22 protein-coding genes and 1 pseudogene are annotated in these 25,554 nt (G+C 74.1%); 12 read left to right on the top strand and 11 right to left on the bottom strand.

Annotation, left to right across the window (positions count from 1 at the left end; all coding sequences use genetic code 11):
* The first annotated feature begins 81 nt into the window (after positions 1 to 81).
* On the top strand, positions 82 to 732 hold the full coding sequence (locus tag ACLQ22_RS02260) for a pyridoxine/pyridoxamine 5'-phosphate oxidase (RefSeq protein WP_425690816.1): 651 nt from the start codon (positions 82 to 84) through the stop codon (positions 730 to 732).
* 22 nt (positions 733 to 754) lie between these two features.
* Here the strand turns inward: ACLQ22_RS02260 and ACLQ22_RS02255 are convergent, their stop codons facing one another.
* From ACLQ22_RS02255 to mca, 4 genes are all read right to left on the bottom strand, one after another.
* Complete coding sequence (locus ACLQ22_RS02255) at positions 755 to 2,749, bottom strand: thioredoxin domain-containing protein (RefSeq protein ID WP_425690815.1); 1,995 nt, start codon at positions 2,747 to 2,749, stop codon at positions 755 to 757.
* 65 nt (positions 2,750 to 2,814) lie between these two features.
* Positions 2,815 to 5,310: a putative bifunctional diguanylate cyclase/phosphodiesterase gene (locus ACLQ22_RS02250; protein WP_425691066.1), complete on the bottom strand. Its 2,496-nt coding sequence runs from the start codon at positions 5,308 to 5,310 to the stop codon at positions 2,815 to 2,817.
* A 215-nt stretch (positions 5,311 to 5,525) separates the two neighbouring features.
* Positions 5,526 to 5,819: a hypothetical protein gene (locus ACLQ22_RS02245; protein ID WP_425690814.1), complete on the bottom strand. Its 294-nt coding sequence runs from the start codon at positions 5,817 to 5,819 to the stop codon at positions 5,526 to 5,528.
* A 48-nt stretch (positions 5,820 to 5,867) separates the two neighbouring features.
* Complete coding sequence (gene mca, locus ACLQ22_RS02240; protein ID WP_121396513.1) at positions 5,868 to 6,749, bottom strand: mycothiol conjugate amidase Mca; 882 nt, start codon at positions 6,747 to 6,749, stop codon at positions 5,868 to 5,870.
* A gap of 191 nt (positions 6,750 to 6,940) precedes the next feature.
* Between mca and ACLQ22_RS02235 the strand changes: the two genes are divergently transcribed.
* Both ACLQ22_RS02235 and greA read left to right on the top strand, forming a co-directional pair.
* Positions 6,941 to 7,375, top strand: a complete 435-nt coding sequence (locus ACLQ22_RS02235) for a DUF4307 domain-containing protein (protein WP_425690813.1) — start codon at positions 6,941 to 6,943, stop codon at positions 7,373 to 7,375.
* Positions 7,376 to 7,529: 154 nt separating this feature from the next.
* On the top strand, positions 7,530 to 8,027 hold the full coding sequence (gene greA / locus ACLQ22_RS02230; protein WP_121396515.1) for a transcription elongation factor GreA: 498 nt from the start codon (positions 7,530 to 7,532) through the stop codon (positions 8,025 to 8,027).
* Positions 8,028 to 8,174: 147 nt separating this feature from the next.
* On the opposite strand, the gene ilvA is transcribed toward greA, so the two are convergent.
* The 3 genes from ilvA to ACLQ22_RS02215 are packed head-to-tail and all read right to left on the bottom strand — an operon-like array spanning position 8,175 to position 12,000.
* Positions 8,175 to 9,395 (bottom strand): threonine ammonia-lyase, encoded by a 1,221-nt coding sequence (gene ilvA / locus ACLQ22_RS02225; protein ID WP_425690812.1) that lies wholly within the window; start codon positions 9,393 to 9,395, stop codon positions 8,175 to 8,177.
* 49 nt (positions 9,396 to 9,444) lie between these two features.
* The gene (locus tag ACLQ22_RS02220) at positions 9,445 to 10,842 is read right to left on the bottom strand and encodes an amidase (RefSeq protein ID WP_425690811.1); all 1,398 of its coding nucleotides are present in this window, start codon (positions 10,840 to 10,842) and stop codon (positions 9,445 to 9,447) included.
* Between the two features lie 15 nt (positions 10,843 to 10,857).
* Entirely contained in the window at positions 10,858 to 12,000 is a 1,143-nt protein-coding gene (locus tag ACLQ22_RS02215) for a cystathionine gamma-synthase (RefSeq protein WP_425690810.1), read from the bottom strand.
* A gap of 155 nt (positions 12,001 to 12,155) precedes the next feature.
* Between ACLQ22_RS02215 and ACLQ22_RS02210 the strand changes: the two genes are divergently transcribed.
* Positions 12,156 to 12,578, top strand: a complete 423-nt coding sequence (locus ACLQ22_RS02210) for an HIT family protein (protein WP_425690809.1) — start codon at positions 12,156 to 12,158, stop codon at positions 12,576 to 12,578.
* 152 nt (positions 12,579 to 12,730) lie between these two features.
* Here ACLQ22_RS02210 and ACLQ22_RS02205 read toward each other — a convergent pair whose 3' ends face one another.
* The gene (locus tag ACLQ22_RS02205; protein WP_425690808.1) at positions 12,731 to 13,240 is read right to left on the bottom strand and encodes a GNAT family N-acetyltransferase; all 510 of its coding nucleotides are present in this window, start codon (positions 13,238 to 13,240) and stop codon (positions 12,731 to 12,733) included.
* Between the two features lie 838 nt (positions 13,241 to 14,078).
* Between ACLQ22_RS02205 and msrA the strand changes: the two genes are divergently transcribed.
* Positions 14,079 to 14,741 (top strand): peptide-methionine (S)-S-oxide reductase MsrA, encoded by a 663-nt coding sequence (msrA, locus tag ACLQ22_RS02200; RefSeq protein WP_366640752.1) that lies wholly within the window; start codon positions 14,079 to 14,081, stop codon positions 14,739 to 14,741.
* Positions 14,742 to 14,773: 32 nt separating this feature from the next.
* Here the strand turns inward: msrA and ACLQ22_RS02195 are convergent, their stop codons facing one another.
* A complete protein-coding gene (locus ACLQ22_RS02195) occupies positions 14,774 to 14,968 on the bottom strand; it encodes a hypothetical protein (RefSeq protein ID WP_425690807.1) in 195 nt (64 codons plus the stop codon).
* Between the two features lie 95 nt (positions 14,969 to 15,063).
* On the opposite strand from ACLQ22_RS02195, the gene ACLQ22_RS02190 reads away from it, so the two are divergent.
* The 5 genes from ACLQ22_RS02190 (at position 15,064) to ACLQ22_RS02170 (ending at position 21,627) form a co-directional block, all read left to right on the top strand.
* Complete coding sequence (locus ACLQ22_RS02190; protein WP_425690806.1) at positions 15,064 to 16,848, top strand: N-acetylglutaminylglutamine amidotransferase; 1,785 nt, start codon at positions 15,064 to 15,066, stop codon at positions 16,846 to 16,848.
* 2 nt (positions 16,849 to 16,850) lie between these two features.
* Entirely contained in the window at positions 16,851 to 18,665 is a 1,815-nt protein-coding gene (gene ngg / locus ACLQ22_RS02185; protein WP_425690805.1) for an N-acetylglutaminylglutamine synthetase, read from the top strand.
* The gene (locus tag ACLQ22_RS02180) at positions 18,662 to 19,846 is read left to right on the top strand and encodes an osmoprotectant NAGGN system M42 family peptidase (protein WP_425690804.1); all 1,185 of its coding nucleotides are present in this window, start codon (positions 18,662 to 18,664) and stop codon (positions 19,844 to 19,846) included. Before ngg ends, ACLQ22_RS02180 begins: the two co-directional genes overlap by 4 nt.
* A 345-nt stretch (positions 19,847 to 20,191) precedes the next feature.
* The gene (locus tag ACLQ22_RS02175) at positions 20,192 to 21,121 is read left to right on the top strand and encodes a ribonuclease Z (protein WP_425690803.1); all 930 of its coding nucleotides are present in this window, start codon (positions 20,192 to 20,194) and stop codon (positions 21,119 to 21,121) included.
* On the top strand, positions 21,118 to 21,627 hold the full coding sequence (locus ACLQ22_RS02170) for a GNAT family N-acetyltransferase (protein ID WP_425690802.1): 510 nt from the start codon (positions 21,118 to 21,120) through the stop codon (positions 21,625 to 21,627). The genes ACLQ22_RS02175 and ACLQ22_RS02170 overlap by 4 nt, the downstream gene beginning before the upstream one ends.
* Before the next feature lie 54 nt (positions 21,628 to 21,681).
* Here ACLQ22_RS02170 and ACLQ22_RS02165 read toward each other — a convergent pair whose 3' ends face one another.
* Together ACLQ22_RS02165 and ACLQ22_RS02160 are read right to left on the bottom strand one after the other, a co-directional pair.
* Positions 21,682 to 23,052 carry a cystathionine beta-synthase gene (locus ACLQ22_RS02165; RefSeq protein ID WP_425690801.1) on the bottom strand — a complete coding sequence of 457 codons (1,371 nt, stop codon included), beginning with the start codon at positions 23,050 to 23,052 and terminating at the stop codon, positions 21,682 to 21,684.
* A 77-nt stretch (positions 23,053 to 23,129) separates the two neighbouring features.
* Positions 23,130 to 23,486, bottom strand: a complete 357-nt coding sequence (locus ACLQ22_RS02160) for a YkvA family protein (RefSeq protein WP_366640759.1) — start codon at positions 23,484 to 23,486, stop codon at positions 23,130 to 23,132.
* Positions 23,487 to 23,634: 148 nt separating this feature from the next.
* Between ACLQ22_RS02160 and ACLQ22_RS02155 the strand changes: the two are divergent.
* Positions 23,635 to 24,710: pseudogene (locus ACLQ22_RS02155) on the top strand (SGNH/GDSL hydrolase family protein); the annotation flags it as partial.
* Positions 24,684 to 25,487: an SGNH/GDSL hydrolase family protein gene (locus ACLQ22_RS02150; protein WP_425691065.1), complete on the top strand. Its 804-nt coding sequence runs from the start codon at positions 24,684 to 24,686 to the stop codon at positions 25,485 to 25,487. The pseudogene ACLQ22_RS02155 and the gene ACLQ22_RS02150, both read left to right, overlap by 27 nt.
* Positions 25,488 to 25,554 lie beyond the last annotated feature (67 nt).

Below are 25,554 nucleotides of genomic sequence, written 5' to 3'. Positions count from 1 at the left end.
CCAGCCTATCGGGGCGCCCCGCCAGCCGCGCCGCCGGATGGTGCATCGAACACCCGCCACCCCTGCTGAAAGGATCATGGCATGACGATGCGTACCCTGCTCCGTGGCCTGCCGGTGCTCGCGCACGACATGCCGTCGTTCGATCCTGCCGCCGCCCCGGCCCAGCCGCTGGCCCTCTTCGTCGAGTGGATGGCCGGCGCGATCGACGCCGGCGTCGACGAGCCGCACGCGATGACCGTCTCCACCGCCGACGCCGACGGCATGCCGGACGCCCGGGTGCTCATCCTGAAGGACCTCGACGAGGCCGGCTGGCACTTCGCCACCAGTTCGGCCAGCGCCAAGGGCCGCCAGCTCGCCGAGAACCCCCGGATCGCGCTCAGCTTCCACTGGCGGGAGCAGGGCCGCCAGGTCCGGGTGCGGGGAATCGCCGCCCCGGCGGATCCCGACGTGTCCCGGGCCGACTTCCTGGCGCGGCCCGACGGGTCCCGTGTGGCCAGCCTCGCGGGTCGGCAGAGCGACGTGCTCACCGACCGCGCCGAGCTGGACCGTGAGCTGGCCCGGATCCGGGAGCGGCTGGCCGCCGACCCGGACCTGGTCGCCGGGACGCACACCGTCTACGCGGTCGCGCCGCACAGCGTCGAGTTCTGGCAGGCGGACGCGCAGCGCCGGCACGTCCGGCTCCGCTACCGCCGCACCAGCGCGGGCTGGGAACGCGAGCAGCTCTGGCCGTGAGCACCGGCGCGGGCCGGAGGCTTCACCGCCGGGCGAGCTGGCCGACCAGGTCGTCCACCGTCGTCACCGGGCGTTCGCAGACGAAACCCCGGCAGGCGTACGCGGTGGGTTGCCCCTCGACCATCGGCCGGTCGGCGAGCAGGGGCACCCCGGGCTGGCCGGACCGGCCCGCCACGATCACCGCGCCGGGCGGGGCGTGCCGGTGTGCCGCCGCCACCAGCGGGTCCCCGGCCGGCTCGTCGGTGACCACCGCGATCTCGTACGGCCCGGAGAGCAGCGCCTCCCCGACGGCCGCCGCGTAGCCGGTGAACCGGGCGTGCCGGCCGACGATCGGCGCCACGGTCGACAGGGCGGCCTCGGCGGCCTCGCGGTAGCGGGTCTCGCCGGTCAGCGCCGCGTACGCGACCAGCGCCGCGACGATCGCCGAACGCCCGGACGGGGTGGCGTTGTCGGTCGGGTCGGCCGGCCGGCTCACCAGCCGCTCGGCGTCGTCGGCGGTGTCGTAGAAGGCGCCGCCAGGCGCGGCGAACCGCTCCAGCGCGACGTCGAGCAGTCCACCGGCCAGGGTCAGCCAGCGGCCGTCCCCGGTGAGCTGGTGCAGGGCGCAGAACGCCTCGGCCACGCAGCCGTGGTCCTCCAGCACGCCGGCCGGCTCGCCGACGACCCCACCACGCGAGACGCGGCGCAGCCGCCCGGCCACGATGTGCCGGTCGGCCAGTACCTCGCCGATCCGGACCGCCGCGGCGGCGGTGACGGGGTCCCCGGTGAGCGCCGCGTGCTCGACCAGCGCGGTGACCGCGAGCCCGTTCCAGGAGGCGACCACCTTGTCGTCGCGGGCCGGTTGGGGCCGGGTGTCGCGGACCTCTCGCAGGCGGGCCCGGATCCGCTCCCATCGGGCGGCCACCTCCCCGGCGGCGTCGTCCACGTCCCGGGCCAGCCGCAGGACGCTCGTACCGTGCTCGAACGTGCCCTCGTCGGTGACCGCGAACAGGTCGGCGGCGAAGCGGCCGTCGTCCTCCCCCAGCGCCTCGACGAGCTGCGCCGGCGTCCAGGAGTAGGTGAGCCCCTCGACGCCCTCGGTGTCGGCGTCGAGGGCGGAGGCCAGGCCGCCCTCGGGGGTGCCCAGGTCGTCGATCATGAAGGCGGCGGTCTCGGCGGCGACGCGGGCGGCCAGCGGGTCGCCGGTCAGGCGCCAGAGCTGGGTGTACGTCCGCAGCAGCAGCGCGTTGTCGTAGAGCATCTTCTCGAAGTGCGGCACGGTCCAGTGCCCGTCGACCGAGTAGCGGGCGAAGCCGCCGGCGAGCTGGTCGTAGATGCCGCCCCGGGCCATCGCCTCGCAGGTGTGCCGGGCGATCTCCAGGCTGCGCGGCGAGCCGGTGCGCTGGTGGTGCCGGAGCAGGAAGAGCAGGTTCATGTGCGGCGGGAACTTCGGCGCGCCGCCGAACCCGCCGTTCGTGGCGTCGTACTCCTTGGCGAGCTGGTCGGCCGCGGCGTCGAGCAGCGCGGCGTCCAGCGGCGCGGTGGGCCCGCCCACGGCCTGCGCGCCGCCGATCGCCTCGACCACGGCGGCGCCCTGCTGGATGACGGCATCGCGCTGGTCCCGCCAGGCGGCGGCGACCGACTGGAGCAGCCGGACGAAGTTCGGCCGGGGGAAGTAGGTGCCGCAGAAGAACGGGGTGCCGTCCGGGGTGGCGAAGACGGTCATCGGCCACCCGCCCTGCCCGGTCATCGCCTGGGTGGCGGTCATGTAGACGGCGTCGACGTCGGGGCGTTCCTCGCGGTCCACCTTGACGCAGACGAAGTCGTCGTTCATCAGGGCGCCGACCTGCTCGTTCTCGAACGACTCGTGGGCCATCACGTGGCACCAGTGGCAGGCGGCGTAGCCGACCGAGATGAGCACCGGCACGTCCCGGCGCCTCGCCTCGGCGAACGCCTCGTCGCACCACGGCCACCAGTCGACCGGGTTGTCGGCGTGCTGGAGCAGGTACGGGCTCGTGGCGTCAGCGAGTCGGTTCACCCGACGACCATAACCACCCGGCGACGCGCCCGCCCGCGCTCCGGCCTCCCCTCGGCGGGGTGGGGTCAGGAGGCGCCGTCGGCGCGCAGCGGGAAGACGTTGGGGCGGGCCTCGTCGAGCAGGGTGCCCAGGACCGCGCCGATCTTGTCGGCCGGCATGGGCTTGAAGAAGTGGTAGCCCTGGGCGGCCGTGCAGCCCAGCTCGGCCAGGGCGGAACGCTGCTCGGCGGTCTCCACGCCCTCGGCGACCACCCGCAGCCCCAGCTCGTGGGCGAGGCCGACGGTGGTCCGTACGATCGCCGCCGCCTCCGGGGAGTCGGCCATCCGGATCACGAAGGAGCGGTCCACCTTGAGCTCGTCCACCGCGATCCGGGTGAGGAACGTCAGCGAGGAGAAGCCCGTGCCGAAGTCGTCGACCGCGAGCTGCACGCCCATCGACCGCAGGGTGGCGAGCACCTCGTCGATGACCTCCAGCTCGCTCATCACCACCGTCTCGGTGATCTCCAGGACCAGCCGGTCCGGCGGCACCTGGTGCCGGCGCAGGGCGTCGGCGATCTCGGTGGGCAGGCGGGGGTCGAGCAGGCTGCGCGCCGACAGGTTGACCGAGATCGGCACGTCGAGCCCGTCCCGGGCCCAGCCGGCGGCGACGGCGAGCGCCTTGTCCAGCACGTAGCGGGTGAAGGTGCCGAGCTGCTCGCTGTTCTCCACCGGGCGGATGAAGTCGTGCGGCCCGAGCCAGCCCCGGCGCGGGTGCCGCCAGCGGATCAGCGCCTCCACCCCCGTCGGGGCGCCGGTGGTCAGGTCGACCGCCGGCTGCAACGCCAGCACGAGCTGGTCGTCGGTCTTCAGCGCCTCGCGCAGCTCGGCCAGCAGGGCCAGCTGGTCGGTGCTCGCGGCGTCCCGGGCGGAGTCGTACGCGGCGACGCTGCCGCCGCCCTCCTTGGCCTGGTACATGGCGATGTCGGCCCGGCGCAGCAGCTCGGTCAGGTCGGCGGTGCCGGCGTCGGCGACCACCACCCCGACGGAGACCTCGACGGACATCCGCACCCCGGCCACCTCGGTCGGCGCGGCGAGCCGCTCGGCGATCTCGCGGGCCTGCCGCAGCGCGTACGCCATCGGGGCGGCGCGGTCGCCGATCACCGGGACCGACGTCAGCAGCAGCGCGAACTCGTCGCCGCCGAGCCGGGCGAGCAGGTCCCCGGGGCGGGCGAGGGTGCCCAGCCGGTTGGCGGTCAGCCGCAGCAGCTGGTCGCCGGCGGCGTGCCCGAGGGTGTCGTTGACCTCCTTGAACTGGTCGATGTCGAGCAGCAGCAGCGCGACCGGGTGGTCGTGGGCGAGCTGGCGCAGCGCCTGGTCGCCCTTGCTGAGCATGGCCGACCGGTTCACCAGCCCGGTGAGCTGGTCGTGTACCGCCTCGTACGACGAGCGGGCGGTGACCAGGCGCAGCTCGCGGTGGGTCGCGGCGTCGTGCAACGCGGCGGCCAGCGCGTCGCCGAACGCGGCCACGGCGTCGCGTTCCCGGGCGTTGGGGGGCGCGCAGCGCGGGAACCGGACCCGCAGCTCGCCCACCCGGGCGGCGCCCACGGAGAGGGTACGCACCAGCTCGTGGTCCTCCGGCCCGGTCTGGCCGGGCGGTGCGACCTCCCGGTCGACCAGCTGGCCGCCCGGGTCGCCCCGGTAGCGCCGCCAGCGGCCGTCGCCCCGGGCCACGTCGACGTCGACGAGTTCGGCGTTGAACAGGGTCAGCGCGCCGGTCACCGCGGCCGTGGCGACGCCCCGCTCGTCGAGCTGGTTGAGCGCGGCGGTGGCCTCGGCGAAGGCTCGCCAGGTGCGGCGCTCCTGGTCGGCGCGGAGCCGGTGCCGGTAGGTCTGCTGGAGCAGCCAGAGCGGCGGCGGGAGCAGCAGCAGCCAGCGCGCGTCGATTTCCAGCAGCGCCACCACGACCAGGCCGACGGCCACGTTCCCGACGAACATCAGCAGCTTGCCCCGCAGCGCGGCGAGCAGCGGCGGCGCGACGGGGATGCCGTGCCGCAGCGCCAGGGTGGCGCCGCCGAGCCAGGCGGTCGCGAGGAGGTAGGTGACCGAACCCGCGAGCACGGCCAGGGCGAGCGCCGGGGTCGGCGTCGCCAGCAGCGGCTCGCCGAGCACGGTGGTGACCGAGACGGCCAGGGCGGTGGCGGCGGTCAGCGAAGTCGTGATCCGGACGACCTCCAGCACCGGTCGCCGGTCGCCGATCAGCGACATGGCCGACCAGGCGAGCGCGGCGCCGAGGAGCGCGGCGGAGGGGAGCCAGCCGGTGGGCGTCAGGTAGAGGCAGATGATCAGTGCGGCCTCGCCCCAGGTGATGCTCACCATCCCGGCGGCGGTGCGGAACCGCAGCCGGGCCAGCTGGGCGACGGCGAACACGGCGACGGCGAGGCCGAAGCGGGCCGGCCCGCCGAGCGGGTCGTCGGCGGGAAGCCGGGTCGGGGTGGTCCACCCCAGCCCGGCGGCGACCAGCGCGGTCAGCGCGACGGCGGCGGTGAGCAGGAGCAGCCGCGCGGGGGTGCCGCGGACTCCGATCCGGTCGGTCGACTCGCCGGCCCTGCCGGAGGTCACCGGGCCGCTCCGCCCGCGGGCCGCTCGCCGGTACGACGGGCGGCCGCTGGTGTGGTGGTCATCGGCGCCCCCTCCCGCGCACGGCTCGGGAACTCTTGGTCCCCCCGGCGAGAGGCTAAGGCAAACCCGGTGGCCGCAACAGGGGGCGACGACCGGGTTCGACGTGAATCATGGGCGGACTAGCCGTTGCGACGCTGCTGACGCCCGGTGGGAGCGGCGGAGGATGAATCCTGCGTCAGCGCACCTTCTGTCGGATCGACGACTGCCGCGTCCGCCCGGTCGGGGGTCGCCGGCGGGCCCTGCTGGGGGAACCGGTCGGGCAGCCGACGCAGCCGGGAGTTCATGTTGCGGATCAGCAGGACGGTGGCGGCGGCCAGAACGAGGATGAGGAAGAGGCCCATCGGCCCGGCCAGGCCACCCGTGCGGGTGTCCCCGAAGTTGTTCTGGGCGAGCACCTGTGCGGCGGTCAGCATGGCGTTCCTCCGGTGTGCGGTTGGTGACCAGGGTAGCCCCGTCCCGGATCAGCGGGCATGGGCCGTCTCGCGTACCCCGGCGAAGAGGTCCGACTCGGGCAGCGGGCTGTCGACGAGCGAGCGCACCAGCTCGAAGTCCTCCGTCGGCCACGCCCGCCGCTGCATCTCCATCGGCACCTGGAACCAGAAGCCGTCCGGGTCGATCTGGGTGGCGTGGGCGCGCAGCGCGTCGTCGCGGACCGGGAAGTAGTCGGCGCACTCGACCCGGGTCGTGATCCGGGGACCCTTGTCGGGGCGGTCCTCCCAGCGCTTGATCCACTCCTCGTAGGGCGACGTCAGACCGGCGGCGAGCAGCGTCTCGTGCAGCGCCATGATCTTGCCCTTGGAGAAGCCGATGTCGTAGTAGAGCTTGAGCGGCTGCCACGGCTCGCCCAGCTCCGGATAGCGCTCCGGGTCACCGGCGGCCTCGAACGCGGCCACGCTGACCTTGTGGGTCATGATGTGGTCGGGGTGCGGGTAGCCGCCCTCCTCGTCGTACGTGGTGACGACGTGCGGACGGAACTGGCGCATCAGCCGCACCAGCGGGCCGGCCGCCACCTCGACGTCCTGGAGGGCGAAGCAGCCCTCGGGCAGCGGCGGCAGCGGGTCGCCCTCAGGCAGGCCCGAGTCGACGAAGCCGAGCCACGCCTGCTCGACGCCGAGGATCGCCCGCGCGGCGTCCATCTCCGCCCGGCGGACGTCGGCGATGTTGGCCCAGACGTCCGGCCGGTCCATCTTCGGGTTCAGCACGCTGCCGCGCTCGCCGCCGGTGCACGTGACCACCAGGACGTCCACGCCCTCGGCGACGTACTTCGCCATGGTCGCGGCGCCCTTGCTCGACTCGTCGTCGGGGTGTGCGTGGACGGCCATCAGTCGCAGTTGCTCTGCCAACGTCGGCGCTCCTCGTCTCTGGCCCCGGCGGACCCCCCGCGGGACCGCCCGGCTGACCTGCCGGAATCTTCCCCCCGCGCCGGGACCTGCCGGTGCCGACCTGTCATATTTGACGACGGGACGGGCTGGGAAGATGGAACCCTGCCATTCTTGCCGATGCCCACGACAACGACGCCAGGAGATACCCGCCGGTGACCGAGACGCACGCCACACTTCCGTCGGGCGCGCCGGCCTTCCCGCCCGGCCGGTACGGCCGCCGCCGGGAGCCCGGGCGCCGCCGGCCGCTGCTGATGGCGCTGCTGGTGGTCGCCCTGGTGGCCGTCATGACCCTGGTCGCGGTGCGGCTCTACCGGCAGTACGGCGACCCGAACTACGACGCCGAGGTGATCACCTACACGGGGATCACCGACGGCCAGGTGGTGGTCGACTTCCGGGTCACCGTGCCAGAGGGCGGCTCGGCGGTCTGCCTGCTGCGCGCCCGCGACCGCGACGGCGCCGAGGTGGGCCGGGAAGAGGTGACGGTGACCGCCCGGCCCGACCAGCGGCAGGTGACCGCGCAGCACCGGGTGGCCACCACCGCCCGGCCCTTCGTCGGCGAGGTGCTGCGCTGCCGGCCCGTGGGCTGAGCGGCCACGACGCGGGCCGGGACGTGCGTACGGACGCCCTCGGCGGCCCGGGCGCCGGCGGCACCCCCGGTGTTCGAGCACACCCTGTGTCGTACGGCACTGGTAACTTGGAAGTTCACCTGTCAGCCAGCACGCACGAACGAGGAGACCGCCTGTGTCCACTGGCAACGAGGCGCCCGCCACCTGGCTGTCCCAGGACGCATTCGACCGGCTCCAGGCCGAGCTCGACGAGTTGATCGCCAACCGGCCGGTCATCGCCGCCGAGATCAACGCCCGCCGCGAGGAGGGCGACCTGCGGGAGAACGGTGGCTACCACGCCGCCCGCGAGGAGCAGGGCAAGGCCGAGGGGCGCATCCTCTACCTCAAGGAGCTGCTCCGCACCGCCAAGGTGGGCGGGGCGCAGGCCGCCGACGTGGTCTCGCCCGGCATGGTCGTGACGATCTTCTTCGACGACGACAAGGACGACACCGAGACCTTCCTGCTCGGTTCCCGGGAGATCGCGTCGACCACCGAGCTGACGGTGTACAGCCCGGAGTCGGCGCTGGGCCAGGCGATCCTGGGCGGCCGGGCCGGCCAGACCTGCACCTACACCGCACCCAGCGGGGCCGACATCAAGGTGACCGTGGTCAGCTTCGAGCCGTTCGCCGGCTGAGCCCCCGCCGCCCGGCCGGGGCGGGCCGGGCGGGCGACACGGCCGCCCGGGCACCGGTCCGGCCAGGCGGCAACGACGCGCGACCGCGCTGCTCGGCGACGGGGCGGACACCCTGCCGCCAGGCGAGGCGTGGCACCGGTCCCGGTGTCACGCCTCGCCTGCGAAGACCACCTGGTAGCCACTGGCCCGCAACGCGCTGATCAGCGTGTCGGAGTGCTCGACCCCCCGGGTCTCCACCGACAGGGCCACCTCCACCTCGCCCAGGCGCAGGTGCGGATTGGCCCGCTGGTGCTCCACGTCCACCACGTTCGCCCGGTGCTCGGCGATCTCGCCGAGCAGCGACGCGAGCTGGCCGGGGCGGTCCGAGCAGCGCACCGTCACCCGCAGGTAGCGCCCGGCGGCGGCGAGGCCGTGCTCGATCACCCGCAGCATCAGCAGCGGGTCGATGTTGCCGCCGGAGAGCACCGCCACCACCGGCGCCTGCACCTCGACGACGCCCGCCAGCAGCGCGGCCACGCCCACCGCGCCGGCCGGCTCGACCACCTGCTTGCCCCGCTCCAGCAGCATCAGCAGCGCCCGGGAGATGTCCTCCTCGGAGACCGTGACGATCTCGTCCACCAGCTTGCGGACGTGGGTGAAGGTGAGTTCCCCCGGCCGGCCGACGGCGATGCCGTCCGCGATGGTGCCGAACGACGGGAGGCGTACCGGCTCGCCGGCCACCAGGGAGGGCGGGAAGGCGGCGGCGCCGGCGGCCTGCACCCCGATGATCCGCACGTCGGGCCGCAGCGCCTTGGCCGCCACCGCCATGCCGGAGACCAGCCCGCCGCCGCCCACCCCCGTGATGATCGTCCTGACCTCGGGGCACTGTTCGAGGATCTCCAGGGCCACCGTGCCCTGGCCGGCGATCACGTCCCGGTGGTCGAACGGGTGGATCAGCGTCGCGCCCGTCCGCTCGGCGTAGGTCTGCGCCGCGACCAGGGACTCGTCGACGGTGTTGCCGACCAGCTCGACCTGGGCGCCGTAGCCCTTGGTGGCGGCCACCTTCGGCAGGGGCGCGTTCACCGGCATGAAGACCGTGGCGTGCGTACCGACGAGGCCGGCGGCGAGCGCGACCCCCTGGGCGTGGTTGCCAGCGCTCGCCGCGACCACCCCCTGGGCCCGCTCCGCCTCCGACAGCCGGGAGATCCGCACGTACGCGCCGCGCACCTTGTACGAGCCGGCGCGTTGCAGGTTCTCGCACTTGAGCCACGTCGGCCCGCCCAGCGCCGCGCTGAGCGGCCGGGAGGGCTCCAGCGGGGTGGTGCGGACGACGCCGGCGAGAAGCTCCCGCGCGGCCCGTACGTCGGCGAGACCGACCAGTTCCGTCATGCCCTGATCGTGCCACCCGCCACCCGCGCCGACACGCGCACGCCACCCCTCAGACGGCAGCCGGGATCCGGGGATAGCCGGGGGCGTGGCGGGACCAGGGAGCCTGCATCTCGAACTGGCCGGCGACGCCGAGGAGCAGCAGCTCGCTGCCGGGCGGGCCGATCAGCTGCACCGCGACCGGCAGCCCGTCCGGGCGGCGGCCGACCGGCACCACCAGCGCGGGCAGTCCGGCGATGTTCCACGGGGCGGCGAACGGCGCGTACCTGACGCTGGCCAGCATGTTCGCCCGCCAGGACCGGCCGGACCAGCCCGTGGCCTCCGGCGGCACGGTCGCCAGGGCGGGCGTGAGCAGCAGGTCGACCGAGTGGTCGGCGAAGAAGCCGATCGAGCGCTCGCGCCAGGCGGCCCGGTCGGCCTCCCGGACGTACCCCCGCCGCTGCGCCCACTCGCCGAGGGCGACGTGCCGGCGGCTGCGCCGCTGGAGGCCCCGCCGGTCCAACCCGGCGGCGCGGACGTCGGCGGCCGCCGCGGCGAACCAGGTGGCGATGCCCTGCAGGCCCAGCGCCGTCGGGTAGACCGGGTCGGCCGGCACGGTGTCGTGGCCCGCGCCCGCGAGCAGCCGGCCGGCGGCGGCGACCGCGTCCCGGTTGGGCGCGTCGGCGTGCACGCCGCGCACGGGCGAGCGGAGCGAGACGCCCACCCGCAGCCGCTGCGGCGGCACCAGCTTGTCCGGGCGGCGGCCGGCCAGCACCGAGAAGCCGACGGCCGCGTCGGCGACCGTGCTGGTCAGCATGCCGTGCTCGGTGAGCCCGAACCAGTCGTCCGCGCCGAGCTGGCACGGGACCACCCCCCGGCCCGGCTTGAGCCCGACCAGGCCGCAGCAGGCGGCCGGGATGCGGATCGAGCCGAGGCCGTCGTTGCCGTGGGCGATCGGCACCAGGCCGGCGGCGACGGCGGCGGCCGCGCCGCCGGACGAGCCGCCGGGGGTACGCCGGGCGTCCCAGGGGTTGCGGGTCACGGCCGTCTCGTCGTCGGTGATGCCCCAGAGGCCGAGTTCCGGCATCCGGGTCACCCCGAGGATCACCGCGCCGGCGCCGCGCAGCCGCCGGACCACCTCGTGGTCGGCCTCGGCCACCGGCGTACGCACCGCGGCCGACCCGTTCCAGGTGGGCAGCCCGGCGACGGCGGTGTTCTCCTTGACCGCCACCGGCACCCCGGCCAGCGGCAGGTTGGCCAGGTCCTCCTGCTCGTCGACCTTCTCCGCCTCGGTGATCGCCTCCCCGCCGCGTACCGCACGGAACGCGGCGAGGTCGGCGTCGACCCGGGCGATGTGGTCCAGGTGGTCGGCGACGACCTGGGTGGCCGTGACGTCGCCCCGGCGTACGCCCCGGGCGATCTGCTTGGCGGTCGCCCCCACCCAGGTCGGCATGATGTCCTGCACGGCCACCCTCCCAGCCAGCGGTCAGCCCAGCGCCTGCTCCAGATCGGCGAGCAGGTCGTCGACCGTCTCGATGCCGACAGACAGTCGCACGAGATCGCCGGGAACTTCAAGCGGCGAGCCGGCAGCACTTGCGTGTGTCATCCGGCCCGGGTGCTCGATCAGGGATTCCACGCCGCCGAGCGACTCGGCGAGGATGAAGAGCTTCGTCCGGTTGCAGATCTCGACGGCGTGCTCCTCGCCGCCGGCGGCCCGGAACGAGATCATGCCGCCGAAGCGGTGCATCTGCTTCGCGGCCACCTCGTGGCCCGGGTGCGCGGGCAGCCCCGGGTAGATGACCTGACCGACCTTGGCGTGCCCGTCCAGGTAGGCCGCGATCCGCTCGGCGTTGTCGCAGTGCCGGTCCATGCGTACGCCCAGGGTCTTGATGCCGCGCAGGGTGAGCCACGCGTCGAAGGGGCCGTTGATCGCGCCCATCGCGTTCTGGTGGTAGCGCAGTTCCTCGCCGAGCCCGGCGTCGGCCGCGACCAGCGCGCCACCGACCACGTCGGAGTGGCCGCCGATGTACTTGGTGGTCGAGTGCACCACCACGTCCGCGCCGTGCGCGATCGGCTGCTGGAGGTACGGCGAGGCGAACGTGTTGTCGACGACCAGCAGGGCGCCCGCGTCGTGCGCGACGCCCGCCAGCGCGGCGATGTCGGCGATGCCGAGCAGCGGGTTGGTGGGCGTCTCCACCCAGACGATCCGGGTCCGGCCCGGCTCGACGGCGGCCCGGATCGCGTCGGGGTCGGAGACCTTCGCCGGGGTGAAGTCCAGCCCCCAGCGCTCGGCCACCCGGGCGAAGAGCCGGTACGTGCCGCCGTACGCGTCGTCGGGGATCACCACGTGGTCGCCCGGCTTGCAGACGGTACGCAGCAGGGTGTCCTCGGCGGCCAGGCCGCTGGCGAAGGCGAGCCCGACCGGGCCGCCCTCCAGCGCGGCGAGGCACTCCTGGAGGGCGTCGCGGGTCGGGTTGCCGGAGCGGCTGTACTCGTAGCCCAGCCGGGGCGCGCCGACGGCGTCCTGGGCGTAGGTGCTGGTCTGGTAGATCGGTGGGATCACCGCGCCGGTGCGGGCCTCGGGGTCCTGGCCGGCGTGGATGGCGAGCGTGTCGAAGCCGTGACTCATCCCGTGAGGCTAATCCCCCGTCCCGAGGGCTGGAACGGAACGGTGCTGTCGGGCCCGGACCGGCGGGTTGGCGGGTCGGCGGGTACGGGCCCGGCGGGCCAGCGGCCGGCGCGGCAGGCGTCTCCCGTGTCGGGCCGGCGGCATAGCCTGGACGGATGAGCGGGTGCGTGTTCTGCGGGATCGTGGCGGGCGAGGTCCCCGCCTTCCGGGTCGCCGACGAGCCCGACGGGATGGCGTTCCTGGACACCCGGCCGGTCTTCAAGGGGCACGTCCTGGTGGTGCCGCGCACGCACCTGGTCACGCTGGCCGACCTGCCCGCCGAGGCGCTGGCCGGCTACTTCGGCCTGGTGCGGCGGCTCGCGGTCGCCGTGGAGACCGGCACGGAGGCCGGTGGGACGTTCGTGGCGATGAACAACAAGGTGTCCCAGTCCGTCCCGCACCTGCACACCCACGTGGTGCCGCGTACCAAGGGCGACGGCCTGCGGGGCTTCTTCTGGCCGCGCACCCGCTACGCGGACGACGCCGAGGCCGGGACCTACGCCGCCCGCATCACCGCAGCCCTCCGCCCCGCCACCTGACGACGCGAGGCGACACGGGCCGGCGCGACGTGGGTGGCGCGGGACGCGGCGGGACGCGGCGCGACCCGGGGCGCGAGACCGTCCGGGGCGCTCCCGATCCTGGGCGCGGGCGCGGCCCTTCCAGGCGCCGGAACCAACCATGGCCTCGTGGGTCACCGCGCGTAGCGGGCGATCCAGAGGTGGGGAAGGACTTCCTCGTCCCCCGTGGAGGCGAACCCGAGCGACTCGTAGAGCTGTCGGGCCGGGCGGTTGTCCCGGCCGGTGGCGACGACGACGCGGCGGTCGCCGGCACGGGCCAGCACAGCGCCCACCAACGCCCGCCCGACGCCGCGCCGGTGCGCGGTTGGGTCGACCACCAGACGATCGATGTCGACGGTCGTGTCGTCCTCGGTCCAGCCGATCGCCCCGATCAACCGCGAACCGGAGCGGGCCCCGAGCCAGTGCAGGGGCATCGCCCGTACGTCGGCGAGGGTCTCGTGCAGCGGCGGGATGCGGTCATCGCCGATCAGCGCGGCCTCGACGGCGTACGCCGCGTGCTGCACCGCGAGCAGTGACCGGGCCAGCCCCTCGTCGGCCCCGGGCCAGATCCGGACGACCGAAACCCCACCGCCGTCCCCGCCGCCTCGACCTTGTCCGGACCGCTCCGCTCCGATCGTCCGCATTCCTCGCGTTCCCTTTCCTAGACCACTATTCGGGACAAAACTCGACACTCGACGCCCACCCATGCCCGATGCCCCGAACCGCCCCGGACGCCCAGCCCAGCCCGCCGCCCTCGGTGCCGACCCCGCCGCCCGGGCACGGCCACGGGAAGTCGCCCGCCGTCAGCCACGGGAAGTAACCACAGCAGCAGTCAACGCTGCGACATAAACCACCCGGCACCCAGTTCCTCCGCACGAGCGCCCGCCGGCTGACGGTGTGACCCACGCGCCCCCTTCCTCCCGCGCGAGCACCTACCGCCCGGTGGCGTGACCCACCCGGCCCCCTCCTCCCGCGCGAGCACCTACCGCCCCGCGGCGTGGCCCACGCGCGGACCAAGGTGATCAGGACGCCATGGACGTTACGCGGCCGTTTTAGCGTCCATGGGGTCCTGATCACCAATGGCTGGACCGGCGTTCGTGTAGCGTGTCAGCGACTAAGCTGACAATTCGGGCGAGGGTGTCGCAGTGGCGTCGTCGACCGCGAGACGCAGCGTCAGACTGCCCGCCGCGTACCGCTTCGCGTCGAGCGGCATCGCGCGCGGGCAAGTAGTGCCAGCAGCGCTGCGTGACGTCAATGGCGGCTGCGCGTCAGCTTCTGGAATCGCCCCCAGCGGCTTGCCCTCGCCCCCGCTCTGCATCCTCATCCGCACCACCGCACCACCGCACCACCGCACCGATCATCGGCCGACAGCGCCGCATCTCACGCTCCGTCCGCCGGATCCGTCTGAGTGCGGGTGGAGCGGGTAAGGAAGGCGGGTCCGGCGGTGTTGCACGCTGGGAGAGGTACGAGAGGAGTCCCACCGTGTTCCTGCGCCGCATGAAGGCCGAACTGCCCACCTCCGACCAGGCCCTGCCGGGTCGCCTGATCGCGATGCCGATCGCGGACCGGCACGAGGTGCTGGGCACCCCGCTCAAGGGTCCCTTCCCGGAGGGCTCGCAGGTGGCCGTGTTCGGCATGGGCTGTTTCTGGGGCGCCGAGCGGCTGTTCTGGACCCTGCCGGGCGTGATCACCACGTCCGCCGGCTACGCGGGCGGCATCACGCCGAACCCGACGTACGAGGAGGTGTGCTCGGGCATGACGGGGCACGCCGAGGTGGTCCAGGTGGTCTACGACCCCGCCACGATCAGCTACGAGGACCTGCTGAAGGTCTTCTGGGAGAACCACGACCCGACCCAGGGCATGCGCCAGGGCAACGACGTGGGCACCCAGTACCGGTCGACGATCTACGTGACCACGGACGAGCAGCTCGCCACCGCCCAGGCGTCCCGGGACGCGTTCGCACCGATCGTGGCGCGGGCCGGCAAGGGCGAGATCACCACGGAGATCGACCGGCTCGGCGAGTACTACTTCGCCGAGGATCTTCACCAGCAGTATCTGGCCCCCACGAAGAACCCGAACGGGTACTGCAACCACGGCCCGAACGGGCTGAGCTGCCCGGTCGGCGTCGCCCGCACCTCGGGCTGAACCCCGCCCTCAGGGCGGGACCATCGGCACGATCACCGGAACCACCCGACGATCACCCGGACCACCGGCACGATCACGAGGGCCACCGGCACGATCACGCGGGCCGGCGCGGCGTCAGTCGCGCCGGCCTCCGCGCCTTCCGGAACTGAGCAATCGATCACACCTGCCCCGGCGCGGAAACCGCCCCACCCGGCACTCCTGACGCGGTCCGCCACCGTGGTCGACACGCGCCGTGACGGAATCGCGCAGTGTAGCAAAACTTCAAGAAACTGTTATCAGCCCAACGGGCAATCCTCGCTGCCCTCTGGCAGCATTGCCTGGCATGTGCGGACTTGCGGGAGAGTTCCGCCGTGACGGTTCACGCGCCGACGTGGCGGCGGTGGAGCGCATGGCGGCCACGATGAGCGACCGGGGGCCCGACGACAGCGGCGTCTGGGCCCAGGGCCCGACGGCCCTCGGACACCGACGCCTGAAGATCATCGACCTCTCCGCCGCGAGCGGGCAACCGCTGGTCGACCCCGGTGCGGGCCTGACCGGCGTCTTCAACGGGTGCATCTACAACTACCGCGAGCTGCGCGAGGAACTCCAGGCCAAGGGCCACCGGTTCTTCTCCTCGGGCGACAGCGAGGTCGTGCTCAAGGCGTACGCCGAGTGGGGGCTCGACTTCGTCGACCACCTGATCGGCATGTTCGCCGTGGCGATCAGCGAGCGGGACACGGGCCGGCTGGTGCTGGCCCGCGACCGGCTCGGCATCAAGCCGCTCTACCTGGCCGAGACGCCCGGCGCGGTGCGCTTCGCCAGCACCCTGCCCGCGCTGCTGGCCGGGGGCGGGATCGACACGGGCATCGACCCGGTCGCGCTCGCGCACTACCTGAGCTTCCACAGCATCGTGCCGCCGCCGCGCACCATCCTGCGCGGCGTCACCAAGCTGCCCCCGGCGACCGTACGGGTCTACGAGGCGGACGGCCGCACGTCCGAACGGGTCTACTGGGACCCGGCCTTCACCCGCTCCGCCGAGCGGGCCGGCTGGTCCGAGAAGGACTGGCAGGACGCCCTGCTGGAGTCGCTGACCACCGCCGTACGCCGGCGGATGGTCGCCGACGTGCCGGTCGGCGTGCTGCTCTCCGGCGGCCTCGACTCCAGCCTGGTGGTCGCCCTGCTCGCCGGCGAGGGCCAGCGCGGGCTCTCCACCTTCTCCATCGGCTTCGACGCGGTCGGCGGCCGGGAGGGCGACGAGTTCCGCTACTCCGACCTCGTCGCGAAGACGTTCGACACCGACCACCACCAGATCCGGGTGGCCGCCGCCGACCTGGTGCCGCCGCTGGAGGCGGCCGTCGCCGCGATGTCCGAGCCGATGGTCAGCCACGACTGCGTGGCGTTCTACCTGCTCAGCGAGGTGGTGTCGCAGCACGTCAAGGTCGTCCAGTCCGGCCAGGGCGCGGACGAGATCCTCGGCGGCTACCACTGGTACCCGCCGCTCGCCCGGGTCGGCCGGGACGGGGCGCTCGACACGTACGCCGGGGCCTTCTTCGACCGGGACGCGGCCGGGCTGGCCCGGGTGCTGAACCCGGCCTGGCTGACCGACGGCGACCCGGCGCGGGAGTTCGTGGCCGCGCACCTGGGCCGGGCCGGCGCCGAGACCGCCGTCGACGCCGGCCTGCGCATCGACACCCAGGTCATGCTGACCGACGACCCGGTCAAGCGGGTGGACAACATGACGATGGCGCACGGGCTGGAGGCCCGGGTGCCGTTCCTCGACCACGAGTTCGTCGAGCTGGCCGCGAGCTGCCCGCCGGAGCTGAAGCTGGCGCAGGGCGGCAAGGGGGTGCTCAAGGAGATCGGCCGCCGGGTGCTGCCGCACGAGGTCATCGACCGGCCGAAGGGCTACTTCCCCGTGCCCGGCCTCACCCACCTGGAGGGCAAGCTCCTCGACCGGGTACGCGACGCGCTCTCCGCGCCCGAGGCCCGCCGCCGCGACCTGTTCCGCGCCGACTACGTCGACGCCCTGCTCGCCGATCCGAACGCCGAACTGACCCCGTTGAACGGAAACAAGCTGTGGCAACTCGGACTCCTGGAAATGTGGCTCCAGAGCCACGGAATCGACTGACCGTGACCGACACCCTGGCGACAGGCGCGGCCCGGACCGACCGGTCGCGCAACGGCCGGCGACGGGAGCGGGTGGGCCCCGGCGGCGATCCGATGGCACCGGAGCCGGCGGAGCCGCCGACCCGGGAGGGCGACACCGACGTGGTGCTGGACTGCGGCTGGGGGCGGCTCGTCTTCGGGCAGACCTTCGCCGACCAGGCCGCCGTCGCCGCCGTGCTGCGCTCCGAGGCCGCCGGTTCCCGGGACATCTGCATCTACCTGCGCGACCCGCACGTGCTGGTGTCCCGGCTGCCCGACGAGCTGTTCATCGATCCGTCGCTGACCTACCGGCTGCCGCTCGGCGGCGACCGGCCGGCCGGTGACGGCGACGTGCCGGGGCTGACCATCCGCCCGCTGGCCGACGCCGCCGACGCGGACGCGGTGAACCGGATCTACGCCCGCAACGGCATGGTCACCGCACCGGTGGACGTGCTCGTCGACAACGCGCGCACCGACCGGTTCCTGCACCTGCTCGCCGAGGACGCCACCGGCGAGATCGTCGGCACCATCACCGGCGTCGACCACGTCGCGGTCTTCGACGACCCGGAGAACGGCGCCAGCCTGTGGTGCCTCACCGTCGACTTCAACACCGCGCCGCCGGGCACCGGCCAGGCGCTGATCACCGCGCTGGCCGCCCGGCTGGTCGAGCGGGGTCGGGCGTACGTGGACCTGTCCGTGCTCGCCGAGAACGCCGGGGCGATCCGGCTCTACGAGCGGCTCGGCTTCTACCGGACGTCGACGCTCTGCGTGAAGCGGAAGAACCCGATCAACGAGCGGCTCTTCCTGCCCGCCATGCCGCAGGGGTACGACCAGCTCAACCCGTACGCGAGGATCGTCGCCGACGAGGCGATGCGGCGCGGCATCCGGGTGGAGGTCACCGACCCGGCCTGGGGTGAGCTGCGGCTGAGCAGCGGCGGGCGGACCGTGCTGACCCGCGAGTCGCTGTCGGAGCTGACCTCGGCGGTGGCGATGAGCCGCTGCGACGACAAGCGGGTGACCCGCCGCATCCTCACCGAGGCGGGGCTGTCGGTGCCGCGCGGCCGGACCGCCACCGGCGACGACGGCGACACCGCCTTCCTCGCCGAGGTCGGCCGGGTGGTGGTGAAGCCGGCGCGCGGCGAGCAGGGCAACGGCATCACGGTGGGCGTACGGACTCCCGAGGCGCTGGCCGCCGCCGTCGAGCTGGCCGCCCGGTTCTGCCCGGACGTGCTGATCGAGGAGATGCGCGCCGGCGAGGACCTGCGCGTCGTCGTCATCGACCACGAGGTGGTGGCCGCCGCGCTCCGGCGGCCCGCCTCGATCACCGGCGACGGGGTGCACGACATCGCCGAGCTGATCGAGCGGCAGAGCCGTCGCCGGGCCGCCGCCACCGGTGGCGAGTCCCGGATCCCGCTCGACGACATGACCCGCGACGTGCTCGCCGAGGCCGGCCACGAGCTGCACGACGTGCTGCCCGAGGGGCAGGTGCTGGCCGTACGCCGGACCGCGAACCTGCACACCGGCGGCACCATCCACGACGTCACCGCCGAGCTGCACCCGGCGATCGCCGAGGCGTGCGTGGCGGCCAGCCGGGCGCTGGACATCCCGGTCACCGGGCTGGACCTGCTGGTCGGAGCCCCGGACCGGCCGGAGCACGTGTTCATCGAGGCCAACGAGCGGCCCGGCCTGGCCAACCACGAGCCGCAGCCGACCGCCGAGCGCTTCGTGGACCTGCTCTTCCCGGGCACCCGGGCGCCGCAGCGGCTCTGGACCCCGGCCGGCCCGGGAGGTGCCGCGTGAGCCCGAGGCCCCTGGAGATCGACCTGGACTACCTGCGCCAGGTGCTGGTGGAGCTGCTGGAGATCCCGAGCCCGTCGGGGCGTACGGACCACGTGCAGCAGTACGTCGGCGAGCGGCTCTCCGCGCTCGGCATCCCCTCCACGCTGACCCGGCGCGGCGCGCTGAGCGCCTGCCTGCCCGGCCCCCGCTCGACCGGCGCCGACCGGGCGATCGTGGTGCACACCGACACCATCGGCGGCATGGTGAAGCGGCTGAAGGAGAACGGCCGGCTGGAGCTGAAGACCATCGGTACGCACAGCGCCCGGTTCGCCGAGGGCGCGCACGTGCGGATCTTCACCGACGACCTGGAGCGGGTGATCACCGGCCAGGTGCTGCCGCTGAAGGCCAGCGGCCACCGCTACAACGACGACGTGGACCTCCAGGGCGTCGGCTGGCAGCACGTCGAGGTCCGGGTGGACGAGCCGGTCGAGGACATCGCCGGGCTGCGCGCCCTCGGCATCGACGCGGGCGACTTCGTGGCGTTCCTGCCGAACCCGACGATCACCCCCAGCGGGTACGTCAAGTCGCGGCACCTGGACGACAAGGCCGGCGTGGCGGCGGTCCTCACCGCGCTCAAGGCGATGGTCGACGCCGGCGTGCGCCCGGCGGTCACCGCGCACCTGCTGGTCACCGTGACCGAGGAGATCGGGCACGGGGCGTCGCACGGGCTCGACCCCGACGTGGCGGAGATCGTCTCCGTGGACGCGGCGGTGGTCGCGCCCGGCCAGCAGTCCCGCGAGGACGCGGCCACGCTGGCGATGGGCGACGGGGTCGGACCGTTCGACTACCACCTGACCCGCAACCTGGCCTCGATCGCCGCCGAGCACGGGGTGGACCTGGTCCGCGACGTCTTCGAGTACTACCGCTCGGACGTGGCGGCGGCCGTGGAGGCCGGCGCGCACGCCCGGGTGGCGCTGCTCGGCTTCGGCGTGGACGCCACCCACGGGCACGAGCGCACCCACCTGGAGGGCCTGCGCCAGCTCACCCAGCTGCTCTGCCTCTATCTCCAGAGCGACCTGGTCTTCCCCGAGTGGGACGCCGAGCCGGAGGGCGACCTGGCCGACTTCCCGTCGCTGGCCGTGCAGCCGGCCAGCGAGGAGGGCCCCCGCGAGGGCCCGATCGGCATCGCCGAGGCCCCGTGACGCCCGTCGGACATTCCCGTGGACCCTGTGATCGAAATCCGTTGCCGGAGGTCGCCGCCGCTCGATAACGTGGCCGTACACGGGAAAGGAGGTGGTCCAGACTTGTATAGCAATCGGACTCGTGAGGTGGCTGTCCGCTAGCCGCTGTCCTCGACAGTAAACTCGTCCGCCGCGAGGCGGGCACAGCACCATCGTCGAGACCGTGTGGCAGCGGTGCGGCGAAACCACGACAGCCACCCGACCCCCGGGGTGCCGGCCCAGTCCAGCCGGCCCGTGCGCGAGCACGGAAGCCCCGGGGGTCGACCCTTTCCGCAGGCCAGGTGGTCGACGCAGCCGGAGGTCAGCGTGTCGATGCGCGAGCTGGTGGTGCTCGGGACGGCCAGCCAGGCCCCCACCCGGCAGCGCAACCACAACGGGTACGTGCTGCGCTGGGACGACGAGGTGATCCTCTTCGACCCGGGCGAGGGCAGCCAGCGGCAGCTCCTGCACACCACGGTCACCGCCACCGACCTGACCCGGATCTGCGTCACCCACTTCCACGGCGACCACTGCCTCGGCCTGCCCGGCACCATCCAGCGGCTCTCGCTGGACCGGGTGCCGCATCCGGTGGCCGTGCACTTCCCGGCCGGCGGCGCGGAGTACTTCGCGCGCCTGCGGCACGCCTCCAGCTTCCACGAGACCGCCGAGCTGCGCGTCGAGCCGATCGACGCCGACGGGCAGCGGATCGCGCTGGGCGTCGGCACGCTGGAGGCCCGCCGGCTGCGGCACCCGATCGAGACGTACGGCTACCGGCTCGTCGAGCCGGACGGCTGCCGGATGCTGCCGGAGCGGCTGGCCGCGTACGGCGTCACCGGGCCGGCGGTCGGGGAGCTGATCCGCGTCGGCCACCTCGACGTCGGCGGGCGCCGCGTCACCCGCGAGGAGGTGAGCGTGCCCCGGCCCGGGCAGCGCTTCGCCTTCGTCATGGACACCGGCCTCTGCGACGGGGTGTACGCCCTCGCCGAGCACGCCGACCTGCTGGTCATCGAGTCGACGTTCCTCGACTCGGAGGCCGCGCTGGCCGCCGAGGTCGGCCACCTCACGGCGGGCCAGGCCGCGCGGGTGGCGGCCGAGTCGGGCGTACGCCGGCTCGTGCTCACCCACTTCTCCCAGCGGTACGCCGACCCGCGCCGCTTCGCCGACGAGGCCCGCGCGCACTTCGACGGCGACCTGGTGATCGCCGAGGACCTGACGACCGTGCAGGTCCCGCCCCGGCGGGTAGCCTCGGCCGGGTGACGGTCACCCTGCGCTCCGCCACCGTCGACGACCTGATGGCGGTGGGCGCGCTGCACCAGCGTTCCCGGGTCGCCGCCTACGCGGCCTTCCTGCCGGCGCGGGCGCTGGCCGACCCGACGCCGGAGGCGATGGGCGCGTACTGGACCGAGCGGTGGACGTGGGAGCGGGACGAGCACCGGATGACCGTGGTCGAGCGCGACGGCCGGCTGGTCGGCTTCAGCTACCTCGGCCCGGACGACGACGGCGACCCGGCGACCGGCCTGCTCAACGCCATCCACCTCGAACCCGCCGAACGCGGCCGGGGCACCGGGCGCGCCCTGATGGTCGACGCGCTGGACGCCATGCGCACCCGCAGCTGGTCCCGGGCGGTGCTCTGGGTGCTGCGGGACAACGCGCACGCCCGGGCCTTCTACGAGCGCGGCGGCTGGACCTTCACCGGCACCGCACGCGACGAACACATCGGCCCGGCGGTCGTGCCCCAGCTCCGGTACGCCCGCCCGTTGTGAGGAACGCCCCCTGCCGTGCGCACCAGGCGTCGACAGGGGGCGTTCCCCAAGCGGTCAGCGGGCGCCGAGGTGGGCCAGCAGGTCCTGCCGGGTGAGGACGCCCTTCGGCTTGCCGTCGACCAGCACCAGGGCGGCGTCGGACTTCTCCAGCAGGCCGACCGCCTCGCTCACCGGCTGCCCGCCGCCGATCATCGGCAGCGGCTCGGCCATGTGCCGCTCGATGGTGTCGTGCAGGTGTGCCTGGCCGGTGAAGAGCGCGTCGAGCAGGTCCTTCTCGGCGATCGAGCCGGCCACCTCGCCGGTCACCACCGGAGGCTCGGCCTTGAGCACCGGAAGCTGCGAGACACCGTACTCGCGCATGTAGTCGATCGCGTCGCGGACCGTCTCGGTCGGGTGCACGTGCACCAGCTCGGGCAGGCCGCCCGGCTTGCCCGCGAGCGCGTCGGCGACCGTCGGCTCCGTGCCCGAGTTGTCCAGGAAGCCGTACCGGGCCATCCAGGTGTCGTTGAAGATCTTGGACAGGTAGCCCTTGCCGCTGTCCGGCAGCAGCACCACGACCACGTCGTCCGGGCCGGCCTTGCGGGCCACCTCCAGGGCGGCCACCACGGCCATCCCGCAGGAGCCGCCGACCAGCAGCCCCTCCTCGCGGGCCAGCCGCCGGGTCATCTCGAAGGACGCCTTGTCGGAGACCTCGATGATCTCGTCGGCGACACCCTGGTCGTACGTCTCCGGCCAGAAGTCCTCACCGACGCCCTCGACCAGGTACGGCCGGCCGGTGCCGCCGGAGTAGACGGAGCCCTCCGGGTCGGCGCCGACGACCTTGACCCGACCCTCCGACGCCTCCTTCAGGTAGCGCCCGATGCCGGAGATGGTGCCGCCGGTGCCGACGCCCGCCACGAAGTGGGTGATCCCGCCCCCGGTCTGCTCCCACAGCTCTGGGCCGGTGGTCTCGTAGTGCGAGCGCGGGTTGGCCGGGTTGCTGTACTGGTTGGGCTTCCACGCCCCGGGGATCTCCCGGGCCAGCCGGTCGGAGACGTTGTAGTAGGAGCGCGGGTCCTCGGGGGCCACGGCGGTCGGGCAGACCACCACCTCCGCCCCGTACGCGCGCAGCACGTCCTGCTTGTCCTGGCTGACCTTGTCGGGGCAGACGAAGACGCACTTGTAGCCCCGCAGCTGCGCCACCAGCGCCAGCCCGACGCCGGTGTTGCCGCTGGTCGGCTCGACGATCGTGCCGCCCGGCTGGAGGATGCCCGCCTTCTCCGCGTCCTCCACCATCCGCAGCGCGATCCGGTCCTTCACCGAGCCGCCCGGGTTGAGGTACTCCACCTTCGCCAGCACGGTGGCCTGGATCCCGGCCGTGACGTTGCGCAGCCGTACCAGCGGGGTGTTGCCGATCAGCTCGACGACGTTGTCGTAGTACCGCACCTCGTTGTGCCCTTCTCCTCCGGCGCCGCCGGCGGCGGCCGGGCAGACGTCTTCTCGACGCCCCAGGGTACGTGGGTTCAGGACGCCACGTGCCCGGGGATCACCGAGCTGCGCCGGGCCTCCCACTCCAGGAACCGCTCGGTCTCGGCCAGCACGCTGCCGGCCAGCCAGGTCACCATGACCGCGTCGTCGGCCAGCCCGAAGATCGCCAGCGGGATCTCGGGAAGCAGGTCGACCGGCGAGACGATGTAGGCCGTCGCCGCGGTCATCAGGGCCAGCCGCAGGCCGCCGTCGTACTCCCCCCGGGCGGTGGCCCGGATCATCCGGGGCAGCGCGCCCAGCCGTGCCCCGAGCGACGGCCCGCCCCGCGATCCGGCCGCGAGCGCCCGGGCCAGCGCGCTGAACGCCGCGCTTCGCTTCAATGTCTTCCCCATGTTCGGCCCCTCTCCACGTGCCAGGGTGACGCGCCCGCGCAACCGTCCCCCGGTCACCCGCACAAGTACCCAGGACCGTCGCCTTCCAGGCACCCGCGAGCCGACACGACGACAGCGGCGTGTCGTGCCGGCGCGATAATGTCGCTGTATGGGGGTCGCTGGTTCCGTCGTCCCGGTTGGTCCGCGCTGGCAGCGCGCCCGGCAACTCGCCCGCCTCGCGGCGATCGGCACGGGCGCCACCGCCGCGGCCGTGGCGGCGACCGGCGGCGTGCTCCTCGGGCAGGCCCGGCAGGCCCGCCGCACGATCCCGATGGCCGAGGCCCCGCCGCCGCGCTGCGACGGCGTCTACGGCGCGAAGCTGCCGGGCCCGCCGGTCACCCTGGTGGTGCTCGGCGACTCGTCGGCCGCCGGCTACGGCGTGCACCGCCGCCGGGAGACGCCCGGCGCCCTGCTCGCCACCGGCCTGTCCCGTCGCCTGCAACGCCCCGTCCGGCTGCACCGCTTCGCCGTGGTCGGCGCCATCTCGGCGGTGCTGCGCCACCAGGTGGAGGCGGCGCTGGAGTGCCGGCCCGACGTCGCGGTGATCCTGATCGGCGGCAACGACGTGACCAACCGCGCGCCGTTCGCACTGGCGGTGCGCTACCTGGTCGACGCGGTCCGCACGCTGCGCGCGGCCGGCTGCGAGGTGGTCGTCGGCACCTGCCCCGACCTGGGCGCGATCCGGCCGATCCAGCCGCCGCTGCGGTGGCTGGCCCGGCACTGGAGCCGGCAGCTCGCCGCCGCCCAGACGGTGGCCGTGGTCGAGGCCGGCGGCTGGACGGTCTCCCTCGGCGACCTGCTCGGTCCCCGGTTCACGGCGGAGCCGACCCGGATGTTCGCCTGGGACCGTTTCCACCCCTCGGCGGAGGGCTACGCGATGGCCGCCGCCGCCCTGCTGCCGACCGTGCTGTCCGCGCTCGGCGCGGGGCAGGAACGCCGCCCGACCCTCGACCGGGGCGAGGGCGTGCGCTCGCTGCCGCAGGCCGCCCAGGAGGCGGCCCGCCACGCGGGCACCGAGGTCAGCGGCACCCGGGTCAGGGGGCGCGAACGCGGCCCCGCCGGCCGGTGGGCGCAGCTGCGCCGACGGGCCTTCTTCGGTGTCGGCGCGGCGCCGCAGCCCAGCCCCGCCGCCGACTCACCCACACTGGAGGGACTGGCATGAGCGAGCGCTTCACCCCCTCGGGGCTCGCCAATCGACTGGGCCGGGCGGCGACGCTCAGCCTCATCGCCGGCACGGTCGGCGGCGCCGCCGTCCTCGCCGGTCAGGCCTTCGCCGCCCGGCACCGCCGGTACGCCCAGCCGGAGCTGGCGCTCGCCCTGCGCGCCACGGTCGGGCGTGCCGACGCGCCGCCGCTGCGACTGGTGCTGCTCGGCGACTCGTCCGCCCTCGGCGTCGGGGTCGGCCGCCTCGACGAGACCATCGGCGGGCAGCTGGCCAACCTGCTCGCCGAGGGCCCGACCGGCCGCCGGGTGCACCTGTCCAGCGTCGGCGTCTCCGGCTCACGCTCGACCGACCTGGCCACCCAGGTGGCCCGGGCGCTGCTCGGCGAGCGTCCCGACGTGGCGGTGATCCTGATCGGGGCCAACGACGCCACAACCCTGCGTCGCCCGGTGGAGGCCGCCGCCTACCTCGGGGCGGCCGTGCACCGGCTCTGCGAGGCCCGGGTGGAGGTGGTCGTCGGCACGTGCCCCGACCTCGGCGCCGTACGCGCCATCGCGCCGCCGCTGCGCAACGTGGTCGGCTGGTCGGGGCGGCGGGTGGCCCGCGCCCAGGCGGCGGCGGTGCTCGACGCCGGCGGCACGGTGGTCGACCTGGCCACCGAGACCGGCGCGGTGTTCCGAGCCGACGCCGGGACGCTGTGCCACGACGGCTACCACCCCTCCGCCGACGGCTACCGGGTCTGGGCGCACGCCCTGCTGCCGGCCGTCGCCGCCGCCGCCGCGGTCGCCTCCCGGCAGTGACCCGCCCGCCAGTGGCGGGCGGGTCCTCCTGGCGGGCGGGTCCTCCTGGCGGGCGGGTCCTCCTGGC

The sequence above is a fragment of the Micromonospora sp. DT178 genome, assembly GCF_049841695.1.
GTDB lineage: Bacteria > Actinomycetota > Actinomycetes > Mycobacteriales > Micromonosporaceae > Micromonospora.
This window is presented reverse-complemented; position numbering and strand designations above follow the sequence as displayed.